The organism is Streptomyces sp. NPDC029296 (assembly GCF_055569255.1).
In genome coordinates, this window is sequence record NZ_JBVHXT010000016.1 from 1 (window position 1) to 18,433 (window position 18,433).

Annotated in this window: 19 protein-coding genes; 9 read left to right on the forward strand and 10 right to left on the reverse strand. The window is 68.8% G+C overall.

Going from position 1 to position 18,433, the window contains the following annotated elements:
• On the forward strand, positions 1-239 hold a 239-nt coding region (locus tag ACZ4W9_RS15900), incomplete at its 5' end, for an acyl-CoA carboxylase biotin carboxyl carrier protein subunit (RefSeq protein ID WP_467935961.1).
• Positions 240-263: 24 nt separating this feature from the next.
• Here the strand turns inward: ACZ4W9_RS15900 and ACZ4W9_RS15905 are convergent.
• Positions 264-782, reverse strand: coding sequence for a MarR family winged helix-turn-helix transcriptional regulator (locus tag ACZ4W9_RS15905; RefSeq protein ID WP_467935963.1), 519 nt, complete (start codon positions 780-782; stop codon positions 264-266).
• Between the two features lie 83 nt (positions 783-865).
• Between ACZ4W9_RS15905 and ACZ4W9_RS15910 the strand changes: the two genes are divergently transcribed.
• From ACZ4W9_RS15910 to ACZ4W9_RS15925, 4 genes are all read left to right on the forward strand, one after another.
• Positions 866-1,669, forward strand: coding sequence for an SDR family oxidoreductase (locus ACZ4W9_RS15910; protein ID WP_467935965.1), 804 nt, complete (start codon positions 866-868; stop codon positions 1,667-1,669).
• A 476-nt stretch (positions 1,670-2,145) separates the two neighbouring features.
• On the forward strand, positions 2,146-2,661 hold the full coding sequence (locus ACZ4W9_RS15915; RefSeq protein ID WP_467935967.1) for a hypothetical protein: 516 nt from the start codon (positions 2,146-2,148) through the stop codon (positions 2,659-2,661).
• Positions 2,658-4,229 carry a multicopper oxidase family protein gene (locus tag ACZ4W9_RS15920; RefSeq protein WP_467935969.1) on the forward strand — a complete coding sequence of 524 codons (1,572 nt, stop codon included), beginning with the start codon at positions 2,658-2,660 and terminating at the stop codon, positions 4,227-4,229. Before ACZ4W9_RS15915 ends, ACZ4W9_RS15920 begins: the two co-directional genes overlap by 4 nt.
• A 29-nt stretch (positions 4,230-4,258) precedes the next feature.
• The gene (locus tag ACZ4W9_RS15925; protein ID WP_467935971.1) at positions 4,259-4,789 is read left to right on the forward strand and encodes a hypothetical protein; all 531 of its coding nucleotides are present in this window, start codon (positions 4,259-4,261) and stop codon (positions 4,787-4,789) included.
• A gap of 432 nt (positions 4,790-5,221) precedes the next feature.
• Here the strand turns inward: ACZ4W9_RS15925 and ACZ4W9_RS15930 are convergent, their stop codons facing one another.
• The 9 genes from ACZ4W9_RS15930 to ACZ4W9_RS15970 form a co-directional block, all read right to left on the reverse strand.
• On the reverse strand, positions 5,222-6,010 hold the full coding sequence (locus tag ACZ4W9_RS15930; protein WP_467935973.1) for an ABC transporter permease: 789 nt from the start codon (positions 6,008-6,010) through the stop codon (positions 5,222-5,224).
• Entirely contained in the window at positions 6,007-6,993 is a 987-nt protein-coding gene (locus ACZ4W9_RS15935; RefSeq protein WP_467935975.1) for an ATP-binding cassette domain-containing protein, read from the reverse strand. The genes ACZ4W9_RS15930 and ACZ4W9_RS15935 overlap by 4 nt, the downstream gene beginning before the upstream one ends.
• 108 nt (positions 6,994-7,101) lie before the next feature.
• On the reverse strand, positions 7,102-7,944 hold the full coding sequence (locus ACZ4W9_RS15940; protein ID WP_467935977.1) for a DUF4097 family beta strand repeat-containing protein: 843 nt from the start codon (positions 7,942-7,944) through the stop codon (positions 7,102-7,104).
• An 80-nt stretch (positions 7,945-8,024) separates the two neighbouring features.
• Positions 8,025-8,537, reverse strand: coding sequence for a hypothetical protein (locus ACZ4W9_RS15945; protein WP_467935979.1), 513 nt, complete (start codon positions 8,535-8,537; stop codon positions 8,025-8,027).
• A 364-nt stretch (positions 8,538-8,901) separates the two neighbouring features.
• On the reverse strand, positions 8,902-9,828 hold the full coding sequence (locus ACZ4W9_RS15950; protein ID WP_467935980.1) for an SUKH-3 domain-containing protein: 927 nt from the start codon (positions 9,826-9,828) through the stop codon (positions 8,902-8,904).
• A complete protein-coding gene (locus tag ACZ4W9_RS15955) occupies positions 9,825-10,196 on the reverse strand; it encodes a YwqJ-related putative deaminase (protein ID WP_467935982.1) in 372 nt (123 codons plus the stop codon). The genes ACZ4W9_RS15950 and ACZ4W9_RS15955 overlap by 4 nt, the downstream gene beginning before the upstream one ends.
• Before the next feature lie 10 nt (positions 10,197-10,206).
• Positions 10,207-10,683: an SUKH-3 domain-containing protein gene (locus ACZ4W9_RS15960; protein WP_467935983.1), complete on the reverse strand. Its 477-nt coding sequence runs from the start codon at positions 10,681-10,683 to the stop codon at positions 10,207-10,209.
• A 19-nt stretch (positions 10,684-10,702) separates the two neighbouring features.
• Positions 10,703-12,403, reverse strand: coding sequence for a YwqJ-related putative deaminase (locus ACZ4W9_RS15965; protein WP_467935985.1), 1,701 nt, complete (start codon positions 12,401-12,403; stop codon positions 10,703-10,705).
• A 1,188-nt stretch (positions 12,404-13,591) separates the two neighbouring features.
• Positions 13,592-14,293: a DUF4145 domain-containing protein gene (locus tag ACZ4W9_RS15970; RefSeq protein WP_467936208.1), complete on the reverse strand. Its 702-nt coding sequence runs from the start codon at positions 14,291-14,293 to the stop codon at positions 13,592-13,594.
• 440 nt (positions 14,294-14,733) lie between these two features.
• On the opposite strand from ACZ4W9_RS15970, the gene ACZ4W9_RS15975 reads away from it, so the two are divergent.
• From ACZ4W9_RS15975 to ACZ4W9_RS15990, 4 genes are all read left to right on the forward strand, one after another.
• The gene (locus tag ACZ4W9_RS15975) at positions 14,734-15,315 is read left to right on the forward strand and encodes a DUF4365 domain-containing protein (protein WP_467935987.1); all 582 of its coding nucleotides are present in this window, start codon (positions 14,734-14,736) and stop codon (positions 15,313-15,315) included.
• Between the two features lie 124 nt (positions 15,316-15,439).
• The gene (locus ACZ4W9_RS15980) at positions 15,440-16,555 is read left to right on the forward strand and encodes a hypothetical protein (protein ID WP_467935989.1); all 1,116 of its coding nucleotides are present in this window, start codon (positions 15,440-15,442) and stop codon (positions 16,553-16,555) included.
• Between the two features lie 518 nt (positions 16,556-17,073).
• Positions 17,074-17,922 carry a helix-turn-helix domain-containing protein gene (locus ACZ4W9_RS15985; RefSeq protein ID WP_467935991.1) on the forward strand — a complete coding sequence of 283 codons (849 nt, stop codon included), beginning with the start codon at positions 17,074-17,076 and terminating at the stop codon, positions 17,920-17,922.
• 95 nt (positions 17,923-18,017) lie between these two features.
• Positions 18,018-18,407, forward strand: a complete 390-nt coding sequence (locus ACZ4W9_RS15990; protein ID WP_467935993.1) for an ATP-binding protein — start codon at positions 18,018-18,020, stop codon at positions 18,405-18,407.
• The last annotated feature ends 26 nt before the right edge of the window (positions 18,408-18,433 follow it).

Sequence of the window (18,433 nt, forward strand, 5' to 3'; positions counted from 1 at the left end):
AGAAGTCCGGCCCCGTCGCCTCCGGCGACACCCTCGCCTCCCCGATGCAGGGCACCATCGTCAAGATCGCCGTCGAGGAAGGCCAGGAGGTCGAGAAAGGCGACCTCGTCGTCGTCCTCGAAGCGATGAAGATGGAACAGCCCCTCAACGCCCACAAGTCAGGCACCGTCAAGGGCCTCACCGCCGAAGTCGGCGCCTCCCTCACCTCCGGCGCCGCCATCTGCGAGATCAAGGACTGAGCAGAGCGGGGGAGGGGGAAGCGGTCAGCCCCGTACCGCTCCCTCAAGGTCGATCAGGAGCGTGCGCAGATCGTCGTTGAGCCGCCGTTGCGTGGCGAGGTCGAGGGCGGACAGCACCCGCGCCTCCGTCTCCGTCTTGGTGGCGAAGACCTCGAGCGCCCGCTGCTCCCCTTCGTCCGTGAGGCAGACGAGCACCTGGCGGCGGTCGCCGGTGTCGACCTCCCGGCGCACCCAGCCCTTCTTCTCCAGGGCGGCCACGCGCTTGGTGACCGCGCCGGTGGTCAGCTGCATGATGTCCTGGAGCGATCCGGCGGTCACCTGGTGCGGCGGGCCGACCCGGCGCAGCGAGGCGAGCAGTTCCAGCTCCCACGGCTCGATGCCGAAGACGGCCAGTTCGCGGCGGAGCCGGGTCTCCAGATGGTGGGCGACGCGCTGCAACCGCTGGCAGAGTTCCTTGGACGTCAGGTCGGGCGCGGTGGAGACCTGCGCGACCTGCTTCATGATCACGTCGACGCGATCGACGGCTTGCTGGCGATCACCCATGGGTCTACCCTAGCTGCTGGTCATTATCTTCCTGGTCGTTTAACTACCGGGAAGCGACGCCGACGGATAGAGGTGCCTTGCCGATGACTCGTAGCGTCTCCGCGAACGGCCCGCTGGAGGGCAGGATCGCGCTGGTGACAGGCGGGAGCCGGGGGATCGGGGCCGCCACGGCCACCACTCTCGCCGGGCTCGGAGCCGATGTGGTGCTCACCTACCGAAGTTCGCTGGACGAGGCGAAGGCCGTGGCGGCCGCGTGTGAGGAAAAAGGTGTAAAGGCCACGTTACTGCGGGCCGACCTGGACGCGGCCGACGGCGCCGGGGAACTGGTCACCGCCGTGCGCGAGCGCGTGGACCACCTCGACATCGTCGTCAGCAACGCGTGCGCCTCGTACCCGCGCGTACCGCTGGCCGACATGGACCCGACCGCGCTCGGCGACAAGGTCCGCAACGACGTCGTCCTGCTGCACCGGCTCACCACCGCCTTCGTGCCGGCGATGCGGGAGCGCGGGTACGGCCGGCTCGTCGTCATCTCCAGCGGCTCGTCCTGGGGCCCGACCGCGCCCGGCCTCGCCGCGCACGGCGTGACGAAGGCCGCGCTGGAGGGCTACGTACGGTACGCGGCCGACGAGTTCGGCGCCGACGGCGTGACCGTCAACGGCCTGGCCCTGGGCTTCGTCCTCACGGACGCCTCCTCGGTCGTCCCGCAGCCCGCGCGCGAGGCGCTGGCCAACGCGACGCCGGCCGGACGGCTCGGCACCCCGCAGGACATCGCCAACGCCGTGTCCCTGCTGGCGAACCCCGCCTCCGAATGGATCAACGGGACCACTCTCCCCGTGACCGGCGGCCTCAATTACCCGCTGAACCTGTCCCGCGTGCGCGGTCACTGACGCGGCTCCGTCTCCGCGACGTGCGGAAGGGCGCGTACGGGCATGGGCCCGCTTCCGAAGCGGGCGAGCGGGGCGTGCCGGGCGTGTGCCCGCTTCCGTGGTGTGCGGTGAGCGCGGGTCGGCCGGCGTCCGTGCGCCACTCCGGCTCGCGCGCCGCTCGCGCCCGTACGCCCCTTCCGCCCGCCTTCGCACCGTTCCCGCCGTTCACACCGGTGACCCGGTAGCCGTACGCCCCTTGCCGCTCGTACGCCCGCTCCCGCCCGCGCGTTGCCCGTGGACGCGCCCCCCCGCTCCCGCGTCCCTCACCCTCGCGCCCCAGCGAACCCGCGCACCTGTGCCGGGGCCCGTACGCCGTCCACGCCCGTGCGCCGTCCACGCCCGTGCGGCTTCGACGCCCGCGGGCCCGCGCCCGCCCCCGCGTGCCCTTGGCGCACGCCTCCCCCCACCCACCTGCCCGTACCGCACCGGAACACGTGATGCAGCGATCCTCCTCCGAAGCCGCGGCACAGACCGCGCCCCCCACCCCCGACCCGGGCGGATCCGGCCCCGGGGATCCGCCACGGCCCTCCCCGCCCGGCGAGCGGCCGCCCGCCCGCTGGGCGCACCGGCCGGTGATCGCCTTCCGGGTCGTCTCCGTGCTCTTCACCGTCAACACCCTCGTCCAAGCCGCGCTGGCCGGGCTGTTCGTCAACGGCGACGTGGGGCTCCTCACCGCCCACGACGTCAACGCGCACGTCCTGACGATGATGCTCGTGGCCGAGACGGCTGCCGCCACCGTCGCCTGGCGCGTGCGCGCGAACCGGGTGTGGCCCACGGTCCTCGGCGCCGTCCTCCTCGCCCTGATCGTCGTGCAGCAGATCGCGGGATACTCGCGCGACCTGCTGGTGCACATCCCGCTCGGCGTCGCCCTGTTCGGCGGCGCGTGCACGATGACGGTCTGGGCGTTCACCCTCACCCGCCCCGTCCGCACGCTCAAGGCGCCGCGCCGATGACCGCCCCCACTCCCTCCCGCCGGGGCTTCCTGCGGCTGGCGGCGGGCGGCGCCGGCGCGGTCGCGCTCGGCGGGCTGGCCGGCTGCGGCACGGACCGCCCGTCGACCGGCGCCCTGCTCGCCAGCGCCCCCGAGGTGGAGCTGCCGCGCCCGTTCACGCTGCCGCTGACCGTGCCCGCCGTGGCGCGGCCCACGCACGGCACGGACGTGTACGAGGTGACGCAGCGGCGCGCCTTCGCGGAGATCCTGCCCGGCACGCGCACCGAGATCTGGTCGTACGACGGCACGTTCCCCGGCCCGACCTTCCGCGCCCGCTCCGGCCGGCCGGTCCGGCTCCGGATGACCAACACCCTGCCCACGCCGACCGCGACCCACCTGCACGGCGGCGTCACCCCGCCCGGCTCCGACGGCTACCCCACCGACCTGCTGCACCCGGCGGGACACCGGGGGAGCCCCGCCCCCATGCCGGGCATGCACGGCGGCACGATGCCCGGGGGCACGGCCGCCGGGGGGACGCGCACGTACACGTACCCGCTCCGGCAGCGCGCCGCGACGCTCTGGTACCACGACCACCGCATGGACTTCTCCGGTCCGCAGGTCTGGCGCGGGCTCGCCGGGTTCTTCCTCGTGGACGACGACGAGGAGGACGCGCTGCCGCTGCCGAAGGGCGACCGGGACATCCCGCTGCTGCTCTGCGACCGCTCCTTCGACGCCGACGGCTCCTTCCGCTACCCGTCGCTCGACCCCACCCTCACCCGCACCCCCGGCGTCCGGTCCGGCTACATGGACGGCGTGCTCGGCGACGTCCAGCTGGTCAACGGCCGGCCGTGGCCGTATCTGGAGGTGAGCGCGGCCCGCTACCGGCTGCGGCTGCTGAACGCCGCCAACGCGCGCCGCTACCGGCTGGCGCTCACCGCCTCCGACGGCCGCCGCCTGCCCTTCGTGCGGATCGGCAGCGACCAGGGACTGCTGGGACGCCCGCAGACCCTCGACACGCTCACCATGGCCCCGGCCGAGCGCCACGACGTCGTGGTCGACTTCTCGCGGTGCCCGCCGGACACCACCGTCACCCTCGTCAACACCCTGGCCGACGGGGCCATGCACGACATCCTGCGCTTCCACGTCACCAGCCGCGGACGCGGCCGCGACGACAGCAGGGTCCCCACGCGCCTGTCGCGTCCCGGGACACTGCGCGCCGGGCAGGCCGTGACCACCCGGCACTTCGACTTCCGGCTCCGCTCGGACGGCATGTGGACCGTCAACGGCCGCGCCTTCGACCCGGCGCGCACCTGGGCGACACCACGCCTGGGCACCGTCGAACGATGGCTGCTGACCAGCGACTTCCACCACCCCGTCCATCTGCACCTGGCGCACTTCCAGGTGCTGTCACGGGCCGGCGGGGCGCCCGATCCCGGCGACCGCGGCTGGAAGGACACGGTCGACCTGCGCCCGTACGAGGTCGTGGAGATCCTCGCGCGGTTCGACGGATACCGGGGGCGCTACATGCTCCACTGCCACAACCTCGAGCACGAGGACATGGCGATGATGGCCAATTTCCACGTGGTGTAGCAGACAACGATCCGAGAGGACGGACGCACATGCCGAAGAAGCAGAGCACCACAGGCGCGGCGACCGCACGGCGCGCCGCGGGCGTGGCCCTGGCCGCCGGGTTCCTGGCACTGGCCGTGGCCACGCCCCGGCCCGCCCTGGCCCTGGCCGCCGAGCCGGCCGAACCGGGCACGACGGCCGCCCCGGCCGCCCCGGCCACGACCGTGCCGTCGCCGGTGGGCACCTGGTCGGTGACCACCCAGGAGTCCGACCACCCGGCCTCGACGGGCACCCTGTACTTCCGCACCGACCACACCCTGCGGCTGGAAGCGCACAACGGCCCCGACGGCAAGCCGGTGTTCATCGGCACGGGCGAGTGGGAGAGCCGGTACGGCGGCACGCTCCACTACGAGTTCACCCACCCGCTGCCGGGCACGCGCACCGGCACGGCCCACGTCGAGCTGGACGGCGTGCTCACGTCGCCGACCGCCTTCACCGCCTGCGGCCTGACGAAGCGCGTCTTCGACGACGGCGGGACCGAGACGGTGTCCATCCTCATGACCGGCACCAAGACCGCCTGACCGGTGTCACGAGGAGGGCCCGGGGGAGAGAGCCGGGGGGCGCCGGAGCCGCTCGGCGCCCCCCGGGTCACGGAAGCCGGCGTCGGGGGGACGCGGCACCGGCGGACGGGACCCGGCGACGGGACCCGGTGTCCGCCCGGTGCGGGCGCTTCCGGTCGGCGCCGGCCCGTGGCACGGCGGCCGAGCGGACCCGGCAGCCGGCCGGGGAGGGGGCGGGCGCTGTTCACGCCGTCCATCGAAGCCGCCCCGCCCACCCCGGACAACCGGGAACCGGGAACCCTGACGCGTCCCTGACGGGCGCGTACGGCCCCCTGACGCGGCCCGGGCCCGGAGCCGCCGCGGAACGGCGACGGCTCCGGGGCGGTGTACGCCGGCGTGGTGCCGGACGTACACCGCCCCGGAGCGGGACGAGCCGGGGGTGCGCCCCGGCCGTCACTCCGGTTCGCGGGCGAAGAGCGAGGTGGACCAGACGTAGCCGAGCACGGCCAGGGCGAGGCACCAGGCGACGGCCAGCCACCCGTTGTGGCCGATCTCGGTGCCGAGCAGCAGCCCGCGCAGGGTCTCGATGGCCGGGGTGAACGGCTGGTACTCGGCGATCGGCCGGAACCAGCCCGGCATCGCGTCGACCGGCACGAAGGCGCTGGACAGCAGCGGCAGGACCATCAACGGCAGGGCGTTGTTGCTCGCCGCCTCGGCGTTCGGGCTGGACAGGCCCATCCCGACCGCGATCCAGGTGAGCGCCACGGAGACGAGCGTCAGCAGTCCGACGGCCAGGAGCCAGTCCAGGGCTGTGGCGTCCGCGGACCGGAACCCGATGGCCACCGCGACCGCCCCGACGAGGACCACGCTCATCACGCACTGGAGCACGCTGCCGACGACGTGCCCGATCAGCACCGACCCGCGGTGGATCGCCATCGTGCGGAAGCGGGCGATGATGCCCTCGGTCATGTCCGAGGCGACGGACACCGCACTGCCGATGGTGGTGCCGCCGATGGTCAGCATCAGGATGCCCGGGACGAGATACGCGAGGTAGGCGGACCGGTCCGCCCCGCCGTCCCCGATGCCCGCGCTCATCACGTCACCGAAGACGTAGACGAAGAGCAGCAGCATGACCGGCGTGAGCAGCAGGTTCAGCGTCATGGACGGGTAGCGGCGGGCGTGCAGCAGATTGCGCCGCAGCATCGTCGAGGAGTCGCGCAGGGCGAGGGACAGGGAGCTCATCGGACATCCTCCTTGGTGGCGGCCGGCCGGCCGGTGCCGCTGGTCAGGGCGAAGAACACGTCGTCCAGGTCGGGGGTGTGCACGGTCAGTTCGTCCGCCTCGATGCCGGCGGCGTCCAGCCAGTCGAGCAGGGAGCGCAGTTCGCGCTGGCTGCCGTCGCTGGGGATGCGCAGCGCCAGTGCCTCGTCGTCCGGCGTGACCTCGCGCAGCGCGGCGGCGGCGGACCGGTACGCGGACGGGTCGGAGAAGCGGAGGCGCACGTGTCCGCCGGGGACGAGGCGCTTGAGCTCGCCGGCGGTGCCCTCGGCGGCGATCCTCCCGCCGTCGAGCACGGCGATGCGGTCGGCGAGCTGGTCGGCCTCCTCCAGGTACTGGGTGGTGAGGAAGACGGTCACGCCGTCCGTGACCAGCTCGCGGACGATCTGCCACATGGTGTGCCGGGAGCGCGGGTCGAGGCCGGTGGTCGGCTCGTCGAGGAAGATGATCCGCGGGGCGCCGACGAGGGTCATGGCGATGTCCAGGCGGCGCTTCATGCCGCCGGAGTAGCTCTGGGCGGGCTTCTTGGCGGCGTCGGCGAGGCCGAACCGATCCAGCAGCCCGGTGGCGACCCGCCGCCCCTCGCGCCGGGACAGATGGTGCAGATCCGCCATGAGGAGCATGTTCTCCTCGCCGGTGATCAGCCCGTCGACGGCGGAGAACTGCCCGGTGACCCCGATCGCGGCGCGCACGGCCTGCGGCGCGGTGGCGAGGTCGTGGCCCGCGACCCGGGCCCGCCCGCCGTCGGCGCCGACGAGCGTGGACAGGATCTTCACGGTGGTGGTCTTGCCGGCGCCGTTCGGGCCGAGCAGCACGAAGACGGAACCGGCGGGGATGTGCAGATCGATGCCGTCGAGGACGGTCTTGCCGCCGTAGGACTTGCGCAGCCCGGCGGCGGAGACGGCGGCGGCCGACCGCTCCATGTTTGATGTGCGCATGACAGACATGGCGACGGAACCCTCCCGTTGAAGTGGTGGAGTGGTGAAGCGGTGGAAGCGGTGGAAGTGGCGGAGTGAGGGAAGTGGTGCGAGGAGCCGGGGGCCCGGCCCCGGCGCTCAGGCCCGGGCGCGGCGGACGTCGATGTTGCCGAAGCGGGTGCGGGCGCGGACCTGCACGGTGTCCTCGGTGGTGTCCGGGCCGCCCGACTCGGTGAGCGCGTTGCGCACCTGCCCGGACCCGGAGCTGACGTCGAGCCAGGCGGCGGTGCCCTCGCGGATGCCGATGTCGATGGCGCCGTAGGAGGTCTCCAGCTGGACGGTGCCGCGGGCCACGTCGCCGACGCGGACGGTGCCGTGGGCGGTGGTGGCGGTGACCGAGTCCTCGGCGCGCCGCACCTCGATGTCACCGTTGGCGTTGCTCACCCGCAGCGCGCCGGTCACGGCGTCGACGATGGTGCTGCCGTGCGAGTTCTTCAGCACGGCCGGGCCGTCGAGGAGGCCGGCGCGCAGGCTGCCGGTGCTGGTGCTGATCTCGGCCCGGCCCTCGACCCGGTCCACGGTGATCGAGCCGTGCGAGGCGGTCAGCTCCAGCGGCCCGGTCGCGTCGAGGCGCACATCGCCGGACGAGGTCTTCACCCGGACCTCGCCGAGCCGGCCCTCGCCGAGCACCTGGGTCCAGGCCCCGGTCGTGTCGACCCGCGAGCCCGCGGGCAGCTCCACCGTGACGTCCACGACGCCGGTGCGGCCGAACAGGTTGGACTTGGGCGTCCGGATCGCGAGCGTGCCGCCGGCGTACGAGACCTCGGTCTGCTCGGCGGTGCGCACGTCCAGGTCCTTCTTGGGGTTGCGGGGCCGCACCTCGACGACGGTGTCGGGCCGGTCGCCCGCGGCGAACTGGATGGAACCGGCCTCCACACGAGCGGTGACCGAGATCGGTGCGGGGGTGTCGAAAGAAGGCATGGCTGTCCCGTCCTCGTGAGTCCTGGGAACGTCCCCGCTGGTGGGACGTGGTGTGAGTGAAGTGGGGCGGGCGGGGAGCGCTAGCGCACCCAGCCCGTGAAACGCTGTCCGACGGTCTGGCTCTTCTCCGCGGTACGGGGCCGGGAGCCACCGTCGACCGCGGCCGACACGGCCCGCACCAGCCACGCGTTGACCGACAGCCCCTCGCGGCTCGCGGCCTCCTCGGCCCGGGCCTTGAGGTGGGCGGGCAGCCGCAGATTGACCCGGGCGGTCCCGCCCTCGTCCCCTTCGGCGGGCCCCTTGAAGGCTTCGGCGGCCGGGACCGGCTCGGCCGGACCTCCCACCTCGGTGGCGGGCAGGGTCACCACGAAATCGGGGTCGAGCCCGCGCAGCCGCACGTCCACCGACCCGGGGGCGAGCTCCCGGGTGACTTCGTCCATGGCGGCCGACAGCACGTTGAGCATGGTGAGCCGGGCCGCCGACTCCAAAGGCGCGGTCAGCCTCCCGGCCAGCTCCCGGGCATCCTCCCCACCGGCTTCAGCGGCCACCGCGAGTTCACGGCGAAGGGTTTCGACATAGGGCGTGAGGTCCATGACGCCATCATGGCACCATCATGGCGCCATCGGCAACCCTGTTGCGCCACTGGCGTTGCGGCGATTGGCCTCATCGGAGCGAAGGGCCAGGTCAAGGCCGGTATGGGGGTGGCTCGTCATAGGTGGCAAGGTGTCCCCCGTGATCGGGGGCGGCGGTCCACGCGGCGCCACAATGGCACTATCTGGCACCGCGTGGCGTCACTTGGCGGCGAGGCAAGGCGCGGTCCCCGTCTCGCGCCGCACACGAGTGGTCGAGCCGCCGCGACCGTGCCCCGACGTGCCCCCCGCCTGGGGGAGGCCGGCGGTCACCTGCGACTGCGGCGCCACATGTCCTGCGGCAAGCACCTCGGCGGAGCGCCGCCCCTCATGACATCTGCTTCAGACCACGCAGAGCGTCGACGACTCGTGCGTGGACACGGCCGGTCTGCGCACCCGCTCCGACCCGGAGACCGACCTCGAGGTCGTTGGGGCGCATCGCCACATGCCCGAACCGGGCCGAGAACCCGACCAGACCGGCCGGGGTTTCCGCATGGGCGCCAGGCACCTCTACGGCCAGCTTTACCTCGCAGCCCGCGCCGTCCGCGTTGGCCGCGAGCACCTCCTCCACGGCGCGAACGATCGGCGACAGTGCCTCTCCCAGGGGTCCATGCGGGAGGCCGATCGACTGCCGGGCGATCTCGGCTCCAATGCCGCGCAGACCGGTCAGTGTCAGCCGGACACTTCTGGCGCTGTAAAGACCGTGATGATGCAACAAGTACACGGCTGTCAGCGCTGCCTGCGCGGCTTTGGCAACGGGGCTGTCGGCCGCCCCCGTCGGCACGCTCCAGGTGTACTCGGTATCACGAAGCCTGCGCGGAGCCATCCCGTAGATCATGTTCTCGACGCCTTCGAGCGCGCTGTCCCCCACGTGCCAGGAGCCACCGAGACCGGAAGAGAGAAGCTGCCCCTCTTCACCCGCAGCGAGTACGGAGTCGTTCTCGGTGACCCCGACCGGGAACAAAGCGATGCGGAGCCCGGCGGACAGGCGGGTCAACTGGACGAGCCGGAATCCGGCCTTCTCCGGATCGATGGAGAACCCGATGGACGCCACCTCCCGGCCCGGTTCCACCGGCGAGTGATCGAGACCGTAGAACTCGGTGAGAAAGGACCTCGCGGCAGGGAAGACCGGCAGGGATATCCCGTAGCTCTCCGCTACCGCGACCATCCGCAGCACGGCACGCATGGCGTCTTGTTCGACGTTCCTGCCCGCGGTCCAACCGATCCTCTCCGCAGCCCGGTGGAGCTGGTTCACCCCTCCGCCACTTCGATGCCGAGTCGCTCCAGCAGGGCTGCGCAGGAGCGGCAAGGTTTCGCAGGACGTCCGTGCTCGGGGTCCCCTTCGGGACGGATCTTTCTCGCCACCATGGCCGACCCCGAGAAATGCTCCGTCGCATCGTCGAGGGTCGTTGTTCCCTCGCTCGGGCGCTGCTGGTCCAGGCCCCACAACTGATCGGAGATCAATGCGGACTCCGCGCAGTAACCCATGAACGGTTCCCGCTGTGCCGCGGGAAGCTGCTCAAAAAACTCGGTCACCGCAGGATGCAGATCCGGTTCCGAATCCGCGTCGAGGTCGGTCTGGCTGTAGATCTTCCCGCCCACCAGCAAGGATGCAGCGGTCATCGGAACATGCTCAGGCATAGTAGTCCTCCGCGCTTTCGAGCGGATACCCCCGCGAGTAACTCATCAATGCCGAGTACTTGTCATCGCCGAGGAAATACTCACCGCTGTGATGCAGATAGAAGAACCGCCCGGCCTCGTCCATGAGGACCGTCCCGCCGTCGTACGTGTCGTGCGCGACCGGGAAGACCTTCTTCCCCAGTCCGTCGGCGAGTTCTTGCACGTCTTCTGCCGCGCCCCGGTACATGAGACGCGGATAGAACTCCACCTTGTCATCGGTGGAAGCGTGCCGAGGTGCCACAAGGCCGACGTGCTCGCGCAGGAACTCGAGAGCGGGCGCGATCACATCGAGACTGCCGCCGTCATCACGGAAATCCTTCAGAACGCTCGACACCTCGGCAGCGGCGAGGTCGTCACACCGGCGCCCCGGATACCACCCCGCATTCGACAGCCAGGCATCCACCGCCTCGGGCGACTTCAAAACGGACACAGTTCTCATCCTCTTTCGGTCAAACGGCCGTGACGCCGACGAGCGGCAGCATACGCTCGCAGGAGGGGCAGGGCTTCTTGTATTCTCCGTGACTCAGATATCCGGGCCTGTTCGGATTCATGTCGCCGATCTGCCGCGTATGCACCTGGGCGCCGTCCATTACTCTCCTGATGTCCTCGGCGCTCCGTATGTCGACACCATCACGCTCCGATATGGCGTGCAGCCGGTCGGAGATCAGGGCTACTTCGGCGCATTGTCCGTGGCCGGTCCCCACCAGCTCGCCCTCGGCCGCGGCCTGTCGCTCCACGTCGTCCAGGACGGACCGCAGAGCGGGATGCACGTCCAGGTGCTGTTGCGGATCCGGGTTCTGTGGGTTCGCCTTCAGCTTCGACACACTGGAGTGCCCCGTCAGAACCCCTTCGTGCAGCAGGGCTCCCGAACACCCCTGCTTGATCCTGCCCTTGCCCAGCACAGGCTGCCCGTCGGGCCCGTTGGCGGCCTTCTGCGCTTCGTCGGCCAGCTCCCTCGCCTCCTGGATCAGCGCACGGCGCTGGTCTTCCGGGCTGAGGTGATCGACCTGCATGGCGTCACGACGGTAGTGCCGCATCCGGCCGGCGCTTCGACCGTGCCAGTCGGGCTGCGGGTCCATGCGCCGGGGACCGTTCCCGGCGCCGCGTCCGCCGCCACCGCCGTTGCCACCGCCACCTCCACCGCCGCCGCCCGCCGCACCGGGTGAATCGTCCTTGGTCACGTCGACACCGTCGGCCTGTTTGCCGACCTTGTGGTCGATGTCCTTCTGGAGCCGGGAGGCGGCCTTCACGCGGTGCGGGATCTCGTCGCTGACGTGCTTGGCGGCACGGGTGACCGACTTGGCGGCAGCCGTGAGCGCCCTCTCCAGGGCGTGGTCGAACTCCTTGGTGAACCCGTCCCGGCCCTTCGTCCGGCCGAACGCGGTCTTCGCCTTGCCCAAGTGGATGTGGGCGTTGCCGCCGAGGTCCCCGCCATGGAGGGAGAGCTTGCCGGCGCCGTCCTCGAACTCGGCATGGTCGATACGGGTCCGCTTGGCCGAACCGCCGCCGCCACCACCTCCGCCGCCCGCGGAAGCGAGGGACATGCCCCCCGCAGCACCATGGCCCCCGCCGGGGTTGAACGCGCCCTCGGCCAGATCGAGCGCCGCGTCGACGGCGAGCTCCTCCAACTTCGCCGTGACCGGCTCCGCCAGCTTGGCGGCGATCTCCGCGAGGATCTCCTCGACGGCCTCCTTCACCAGCCGTTTCACGATCTGCCGCATCAGGACGATCTCGCCGGCGGCAGCGGCAGCCGAGATGCCCAACGTAAGTCCGGACGCCGCGAGTTCGGCGACTACCGTCCCGGCGAGCACGCTCAGCTCGACCGCCGCCTTCGTCTTCATCGCAATGACGATCTCGGCGATCCGGTCACACACGAACGCGAACGTCCGCGCCACGTCCGGGATCTTCTCCAGGTGACTGGTCTTCACGTACGACCAGTGCTTCTCCATGGAGTCCACCGCCCAGCCCTCCGATGAGCTGAGGATGCGCGTGATCGCCTTGTGCGCGTCGCCACCATGGCCTTCGAACTTCTCCGCGAACTCCCGGAGCGAGTCCGCCATCTCCGTGTAGTCGTCCTCGTTCACGTTCGGCCAGTCGATCCCCGCGAGATCGAGTGCCCGATCGACGATGTCCGGCAGCACGATGCCCATGTCCTGCGACCCCCGTGGTCTTCGGCGCTCCACCAATCAACAGCGGGTGCCAGCTGAACACCGCTACGCACCCGCCACCAACATGGGCAGGGATCTTAGTGCGAAGCCAAGACAACTCCGTACATGACAAGAGGTACAAATGCGGTCACACCGGTCAATCCGAACGCGCTAGTCCACCCCGGACGGGCCGGACGCTCCCGTGATCCAGACAGGCGCGATGGTCAAGGACGGCACCTTCGGCACGCAAAAGCGACGGCGGTGAACACGCACGCACAAACAGGTCAGGCAGGTACTGAATCCAGTACCTGCCTGACCTGCTATCGCGGCTGTCGGGGTGGCGGGATTTGAACCCACGACCTCTTCGTCCCGAAGCAACTGGGCCGCGTGCTTGGCCTTGCGCTTGTGCGCCGCTCACCTGCGCTGACGGTCCGCAGACATCCGCCCTTGTCCGCCGCTGTTCGTCGGCGTTGTCACGCAGTTAGACACTCACTGGTCCGGGTCCCCAGACAGCCTGTCGGTGATCGTGGCTGCCCGACTACGGGCCTGGTCCGGTTCAGGCTCACTGCCGTGGGCACGAATGGCCTCCATCACAAGCATGCGAAAGTCGCGCCTGACTCTCTTTGCTTGGTCTATGGCCGCGCGTAGCTCGGCCACGGGAGCCGGCCCCCGGGCTGATGAGGCCACATTCTCACCTTCAGCGAACCAGGCAAAGGCGATGTGCGCGGCTCCTTGGGTAGCTGCTCCTAGTCTCGCAGCTGCGTAAGCGACGTCCTCCGGTCCTTCTAGGAGGACGCGTTCATAGGCCGTGCTACTGGAGGCTTCGAAGCTACCTCTCAAGCGGGCAAGTGCCGCGTCCTGCGAGGGAGCATCACCTGACATAGAGTTAGCTACCCACCACAATGCGTCAAGCTGCGTAGAGATCTCCGCCGCGTAGGCGGCATACGCCTGCCGTCGGGGCTCTCGTAGCTGCGCCGTATGGTCCGCGCGTATTTGCCGTTCCGCCTGCCGCTCTTGCGCGGCCAACTGCAGCTTCACCTGGGAGCGGGCGAAGTAACCAGTCACCCCTGCAGCAGTTGCTGTGCCCAGTGCACCAACAGCCGCGCCTAGTAGCGCCGCGAGACCTGCATCCATGTCTTCATGTCCGTCGTCTTGATACTTTCCCGTGCCAGAACGCACTAGTCCGCGCGTTCAGTTTGGGTAGCTGAGGTGGGTTCGGACGCTGACCTCGGCGGCTGGTCCGTCACCGTGGTTCCCCGCTGCTTCCTGCTCTATCTGGTGCGCTTGCGGTGCGGGCGCTGGCTCATCGCTGGGGACTGCCGCTGCGGCCGGCTGAGCTTGCTGCGCCGGAATGCCCCCGAAGGGTGGCGGGAGCAACGGGGGCTCACCCGCCCTACGCCGCCGGAATGCCTCGAACTGCATCGGGAGGGCATATACGTAGGTCAAGATCGCTTCTGTGAGCAGCAGAGCATCATGGGCATCCTGCCTCTGTACCGGCATGCCGGTGTGGTGCGCTCCGTGGTTACCGAGGCCTCGCAACTCCTGTGCCCACTCAAGCAAGCGATCGTCAAGCTTGCCCTCGGCCGCGAGTTGTTTGAGCGCGTTTATCAGAGGCTTCGCAGTCGCTCCTTGGTCTAGGCAGAGACCTTCGAGGACTCGTCGGACCATGACAGCCGTAGCAGTGAAGGCCTTGGCGGTGAAGCAGCGGCGGGCCTCTTCACACTCCTCACGCAGCTTGCTCGGAACGCAGAAGCTGAGCTGATCGCCTATGGGCGGGTAAACACGTACGGGATCGGACCAGCGCCCTTCTAGATCGTCACCCTGGGTAACCAACAGGGCCATTCCGCACCCCCCGCACTGGGCGAGGGTCACGAGGTCGCCGGGCCCCCACATGTCTGTATCCGGCTCCAGCACGCGCCCAGCGGCACCGGCTATCACTGGCTTATCGCACTCAGGGCAATGAACAACGACTGGTGCCGTCGGATGCGGCAGCTCAAGGGTCACGCACCGAAACTAGCGGAGCCGCATCTCACCAACCGTGGGTTCGGCATAACAGATCCTCGGCAGCAGCTCGCCCGAGAGCCCTGAGTGGGGTGCTCGACCGTGCTTTCGGCGGAGCCCGACAGTCCCGTCTCCGCGGCAGCGCGGAGGCGCACTTGCGGCCGAGACCACTGGCTGGTGACCGCTCACCAGCATTGCGCCGGCCGCAAGCCAGGTGACCGATGTCAGTGCCTGGCGCTACCGTTCGAGACATGACTATCAGGCAACCCGACCTACGGAGCCCTCCCATGATCTAGCCTGGTCCCTCCACGTAGGGGGAGGGGCGCTGCCTGGTGGTGAGGGCAATCGAACCTGCGGACGGGCAGAAGCCGCGGGCCAGCCGCATCGAAGCCGTCGACAGTCGTCACGTCACGCAGATGATGGAGCAGCTTCAGCAGGGCTACATCAAGTCGGTAGCAGCCACGGCCGGCCTCGCCGTTGAGATCGTTCCCGTCGATGTGTACGGCTACGACGTTCGGTTGATCAGGCCGCCTCGGGACCACATGGACGAAGAGTCCGCAGTGCTTGCCCAGCTCAAGTGCACCACGCAGATCGTCCCTGACCCCTCCCGTGAGTTCTTCAGCTACCAGTTCACCAAGCGTCAGTATTTCGATCACTTGGTGAAGGCCCGGAAGTACCCCAAAGCGATCCTGATCGTTATGACTGCGCCGACACGGCAGGCGGACTGGACCGAGGTTACGCATGATGGCCTCTGGACTAGGCGATCTTGTTTTTGGGTATCACTGGAGGGCGTCCATGCCGACTCTTCGATCAAGAAGCCTACGGTCCGCATTCCCACCAGAAATCGAGTAGACGCTAAGGCCCTCGCAAGCATTCTGGACAAGATCGACAGGGGTGAATCGCTAAATGACTGACATGTCGAGCGTAACGCTCCCTGCACGAGTGGACCCGGAAAAATTGGGAGCCCTGCTGGAAGATGCTGGCTGGAGGCGCGTCGGCGGTAGGAGGGGAATCTACTCGAGATATCTTCCTCCAAAGGTGAGCGACGATTGGTCGGAATTCAGCCTCATGCTCCCACTAGATGAAGAGGCGCCTGAATTTTCGGAGACGATGCGGCTTGCTCTGCTTCAACTGTCACAGGATCGCGATTTTTGGCTGCGATCGCTTTATCCGAGACTAATTGTTGAGGCGTCTGACGAATTCAAATTCCGAAAGGAGTCTTCTGCGCCTAGCGGTTTCATCGAGTGGAGGAGCGGAGAACGCCTTGTTGAGTCGGCTCGCAGGACGTTGTTGGCTGGTGCCAAATCTTACATGGGCCCTGACCGTCATTTCGTGAACAGGCATGGCCGCTTCGCTTATCGATATCTTGATCAGATCCTGATGGGGCAGAGTGCGCCAGGCAGTTACATCATCACTGCTTACGCGCCTCCCAATGCTGGCGTCCCACTGTCGACGTCTGCGGTAGCGCCGTCGATCGCACTACCAGAACTGGGACTTGCGAGTGTCCGGGAAGTCAGTCAAGCCGTCGTCCGTGCAGTACAGGCCACCATTGAAGCACTCGACCATTATCGTTCGAGCGGGTCACTCTCTGGGTTTGAAGCGGGCGTCGTTCATGGCATCTCGTACGAGATGACAAACGCTCTTCTCGGGATCGCCGAGAATTCAGATGGTGCAGATATTAGTGTGGAGTGGGATCCCGCCATTCCCTCTCCTGGTGGCCTGGATTCTCGATTTGAGCTGCAAGGTTCGGATGTGCTGCCACTCAATAAAGCGGCTATCAAACTAGCGTCAGATGACTCCTCCCGAGTTACTACGATGATCGGGCGAGTGCACCTACTCGCCAAGAAGCAGGCGGGAAGTCCTGGTGTCTTTGGTATCGAGGCACTCGCATCGGGGCCAGCGAAAAAGGTCCGTGTTCGACTCTCGGATGAAGAAGAATACCATGAGGCAGTCAGGGCGCATGAGGAAGACTTGGCGTTGCAGGTAAGCGGTCGACTGGAAAAGGAAGGGAATCTCAGCTGGCTGTATGACGCCACCGTTCTACGAACGCTTGGCCCCATCTCTGACTACGCACGCCCTTCTCGGTCATCGGTCATGCGCGGGCAGATTTCTCTGTTCGCAGACGAGGCACAGGACTCCCCCTCCGAACAGTGAGATCGCTGTAGACGGGAACCACCGCCTTCCCCAGCTTCCATCCCGTACGCCGTCGACCCACACACCGTGGAGCGGGCGTGGTTCATGGCGTCCAGGTGGAGCGCGCCACTGTACGAACGACCTGGACGCCATGGGCCGCGTCTGCTCGGCTTGCCTGGGTCGATGGTGTACGGGATGGGAGCACACCGCGCTCACCACTACGGACCCGCAGCCGGGAACGGCGCCCCCTCCATCCCGGTGCCGGCCGATCCCCCGCCGGAGGCATGGTTTTGACCGCGCCCGTTCCTGTATGGCATTCGACTCGTGGTCTTGGCTCGCTGCTGTGCGCGCGGTACGGGCGCCGGCCGGGCTGGAGCGGGGCGGAGACAGGAGCGCAGGCCCGGCCGGGGGCCGTGCCGCGCGCGGGGAGCGGAGCGAGCCGCCTTGAACCAGTAGGGAAAGTTTGAATCACGCTCGGCTGGCGATCGCTGGGTCCGGTCGTACCGGCGCCTGGTGGCTCGTGGTGTAGAACCCTGGACATGGGGAGTGAGCGGCGGGAGCGGATGAAGGCGCTGGGCGCGCGTCTTCGTGTGCTTCGTGGAGAGTCGGGTCTGACGGGTGCCGGGCTGGCGCAACGGGCCGGCGTAGGTCAGCCGACCGTGTCGAAGATCGAGACCGGACGCATGGTTCCGAGCCGGGATGTGCTCGACCGGCTCCTGGGTGCCCTCGGCCTTGATGAGTCGGTCTCTCGCGAGGTGCGGGAGCTGCTGGCGGGCGTCATTGCGGCCGAGGACGCCGAGCCGACCGCCGTTGACGTCGCCGAGGGCACGACCGTTGACGAAGAGGTGCGGTCCGCTCAGTCGGTCCGCTCGTTCCAGTGCGTCGTTCTGCCGGCCATGTTGCAGAGCGCCGAGTACGCCCGGCACGTCTTCGAGAGCGCCCCTCGCTCGACACCAGAGTCTGTCGGTCGGGCTGTCGCTGCCCGTGTGGATCGGCAGAGCGTGTTGTACGAGCCGGGGCGGGAGTCGGTGTTCGTGGTCACCGAGGCCGTGTTGCGGACCTGGCCGGGGAGCCCGGCGCTGATGCTGGCGCAGTTCGACCGGTTGCTGGCGGTGGAGAGTCTGAGCACGGTACGGCTGGGGGTGATTCCCTGGCGCCGGCCGGTGCCGGTGCTGCCGCGGCACGGCTTCACCCTGTGCGACCAGCGGGCAGTCGTGATCGAGACCTTCGACAACGAACGCGTGTCCACTGACGCTGTTGAAGTGGCCGCCTACGAGGAGACCTTCGAGCGCTTCGAGCACGCTGCCGTCTTCGGCGATGAGGTGCGTGCGCTGCTGTTGCGGGTGATGAAGGAGTTCCGCGACCTGGGGGATGCCCTCACCCAATAGAGGAATAATTCCTCGACATGCCTAGAATGCTGCTCAGTGCTGGGAATACTCTGCCGTCACGCTGTCTAGCCCCCTAGACGAACGGAGAGGTTCCCATGCTCACCAAGTGGTGCCGTGTCTTCCCCGGCCTGCCGGAAGAGGTGTCCAATGCCCGTCACTTCGTTGCCTCCCTGCTCGGGGACCGTGGCCCGGTCGAAGACGCCGTCCTGGTCGTGAGCGAGTTGGCGACCAACGCCCTGCGGCATACGCGGAGCGGCATGCCTGGTGGGTGGTTCCTGGTGGTCGTCGGCCTTGGTGACGATCTCGTGCGCATCAAGGTGGTCGACCAGGGCGGCGCTCGCGTGCCTCACCTGTGCCCCGTCGCCACCCGTGCAGAGGGGGGCCGCGGGCTGCGGCTGATCGATGCCTTGGCGAAGAACTGGGGCTACACGGTCCTGCCTGACGGGCGCTTCGTCTGGGCCGACCTGGTGCGGGCGAGCGTATGAGCGCACAGAATGCGGTGCGATCGCGG

Excerpts from the sequence above, each read along its gene's own strand:
- ACZ4W9_RS15925 (WP_467935971.1), top strand. The coding sequence starts at position 4,259 with ATGCCGAAGAAGCAGAGCACCACAGGCGCGGCGACCGCACGGCGCGCC.
- ACZ4W9_RS15945 (WP_467935979.1), bottom strand. The coding sequence starts at position 8,537 with ATGGACCTCACGCCCTATGTCGAAACCCTTCGCCGTGAACTCGCGGTG.
- ACZ4W9_RS15930 (WP_467935973.1), bottom strand. The coding sequence starts at position 6,010 with ATGAGCTCCCTGTCCCTCGCCCTGCGCGACTCCTCGACGATGCTGCGG.
- ACZ4W9_RS15935 (WP_467935975.1), bottom strand. The coding sequence starts at position 6,993 with ATGTCTGTCATGCGCACATCAAACATGGAGCGGTCGGCCGCCGCCGTC.
- ACZ4W9_RS15910 (WP_467935965.1), top strand. The coding sequence starts at position 866 with ATGACTCGTAGCGTCTCCGCGAACGGCCCGCTGGAGGGCAGGATCGCG.
- ACZ4W9_RS15965 (WP_467935985.1), bottom strand. The coding sequence starts at position 12,403 with ATGGGCATCGTGCTGCCGGACATCGTCGATCGGGCACTCGATCTCGCG.
- ACZ4W9_RS15905 (WP_467935963.1), bottom strand. The coding sequence starts at position 782 with ATGGGTGATCGCCAGCAAGCCGTCGATCGCGTCGACGTGATCATGAAG.
- ACZ4W9_RS15915 (WP_467935967.1), top strand. The coding sequence starts at position 2,146 with ATGCAGCGATCCTCCTCCGAAGCCGCGGCACAGACCGCGCCCCCCACC.
- ACZ4W9_RS15985 (WP_467935991.1), top strand. The coding sequence starts at position 17,074 with ATGGGGAGTGAGCGGCGGGAGCGGATGAAGGCGCTGGGCGCGCGTCTT.
- ACZ4W9_RS15990 (WP_467935993.1), top strand. The coding sequence starts at position 18,018 with ATGCTCACCAAGTGGTGCCGTGTCTTCCCCGGCCTGCCGGAAGAGGTG.
- ACZ4W9_RS15970 (WP_467936208.1), bottom strand. The coding sequence starts at position 14,293 with ATGTGGGGGCCCGGCGACCTCGTGACCCTCGCCCAGTGCGGGGGGTGC.
- ACZ4W9_RS15920 (WP_467935969.1), top strand. The coding sequence starts at position 2,658 with ATGACCGCCCCCACTCCCTCCCGCCGGGGCTTCCTGCGGCTGGCGGCG.
- ACZ4W9_RS15955 (WP_467935982.1), bottom strand. The coding sequence starts at position 10,196 with ATGACCGCTGCATCCTTGCTGGTGGGCGGGAAGATCTACAGCCAGACC.
- ACZ4W9_RS15940 (WP_467935977.1), bottom strand. The coding sequence starts at position 7,944 with ATGCCTTCTTTCGACACCCCCGCACCGATCTCGGTCACCGCTCGTGTG.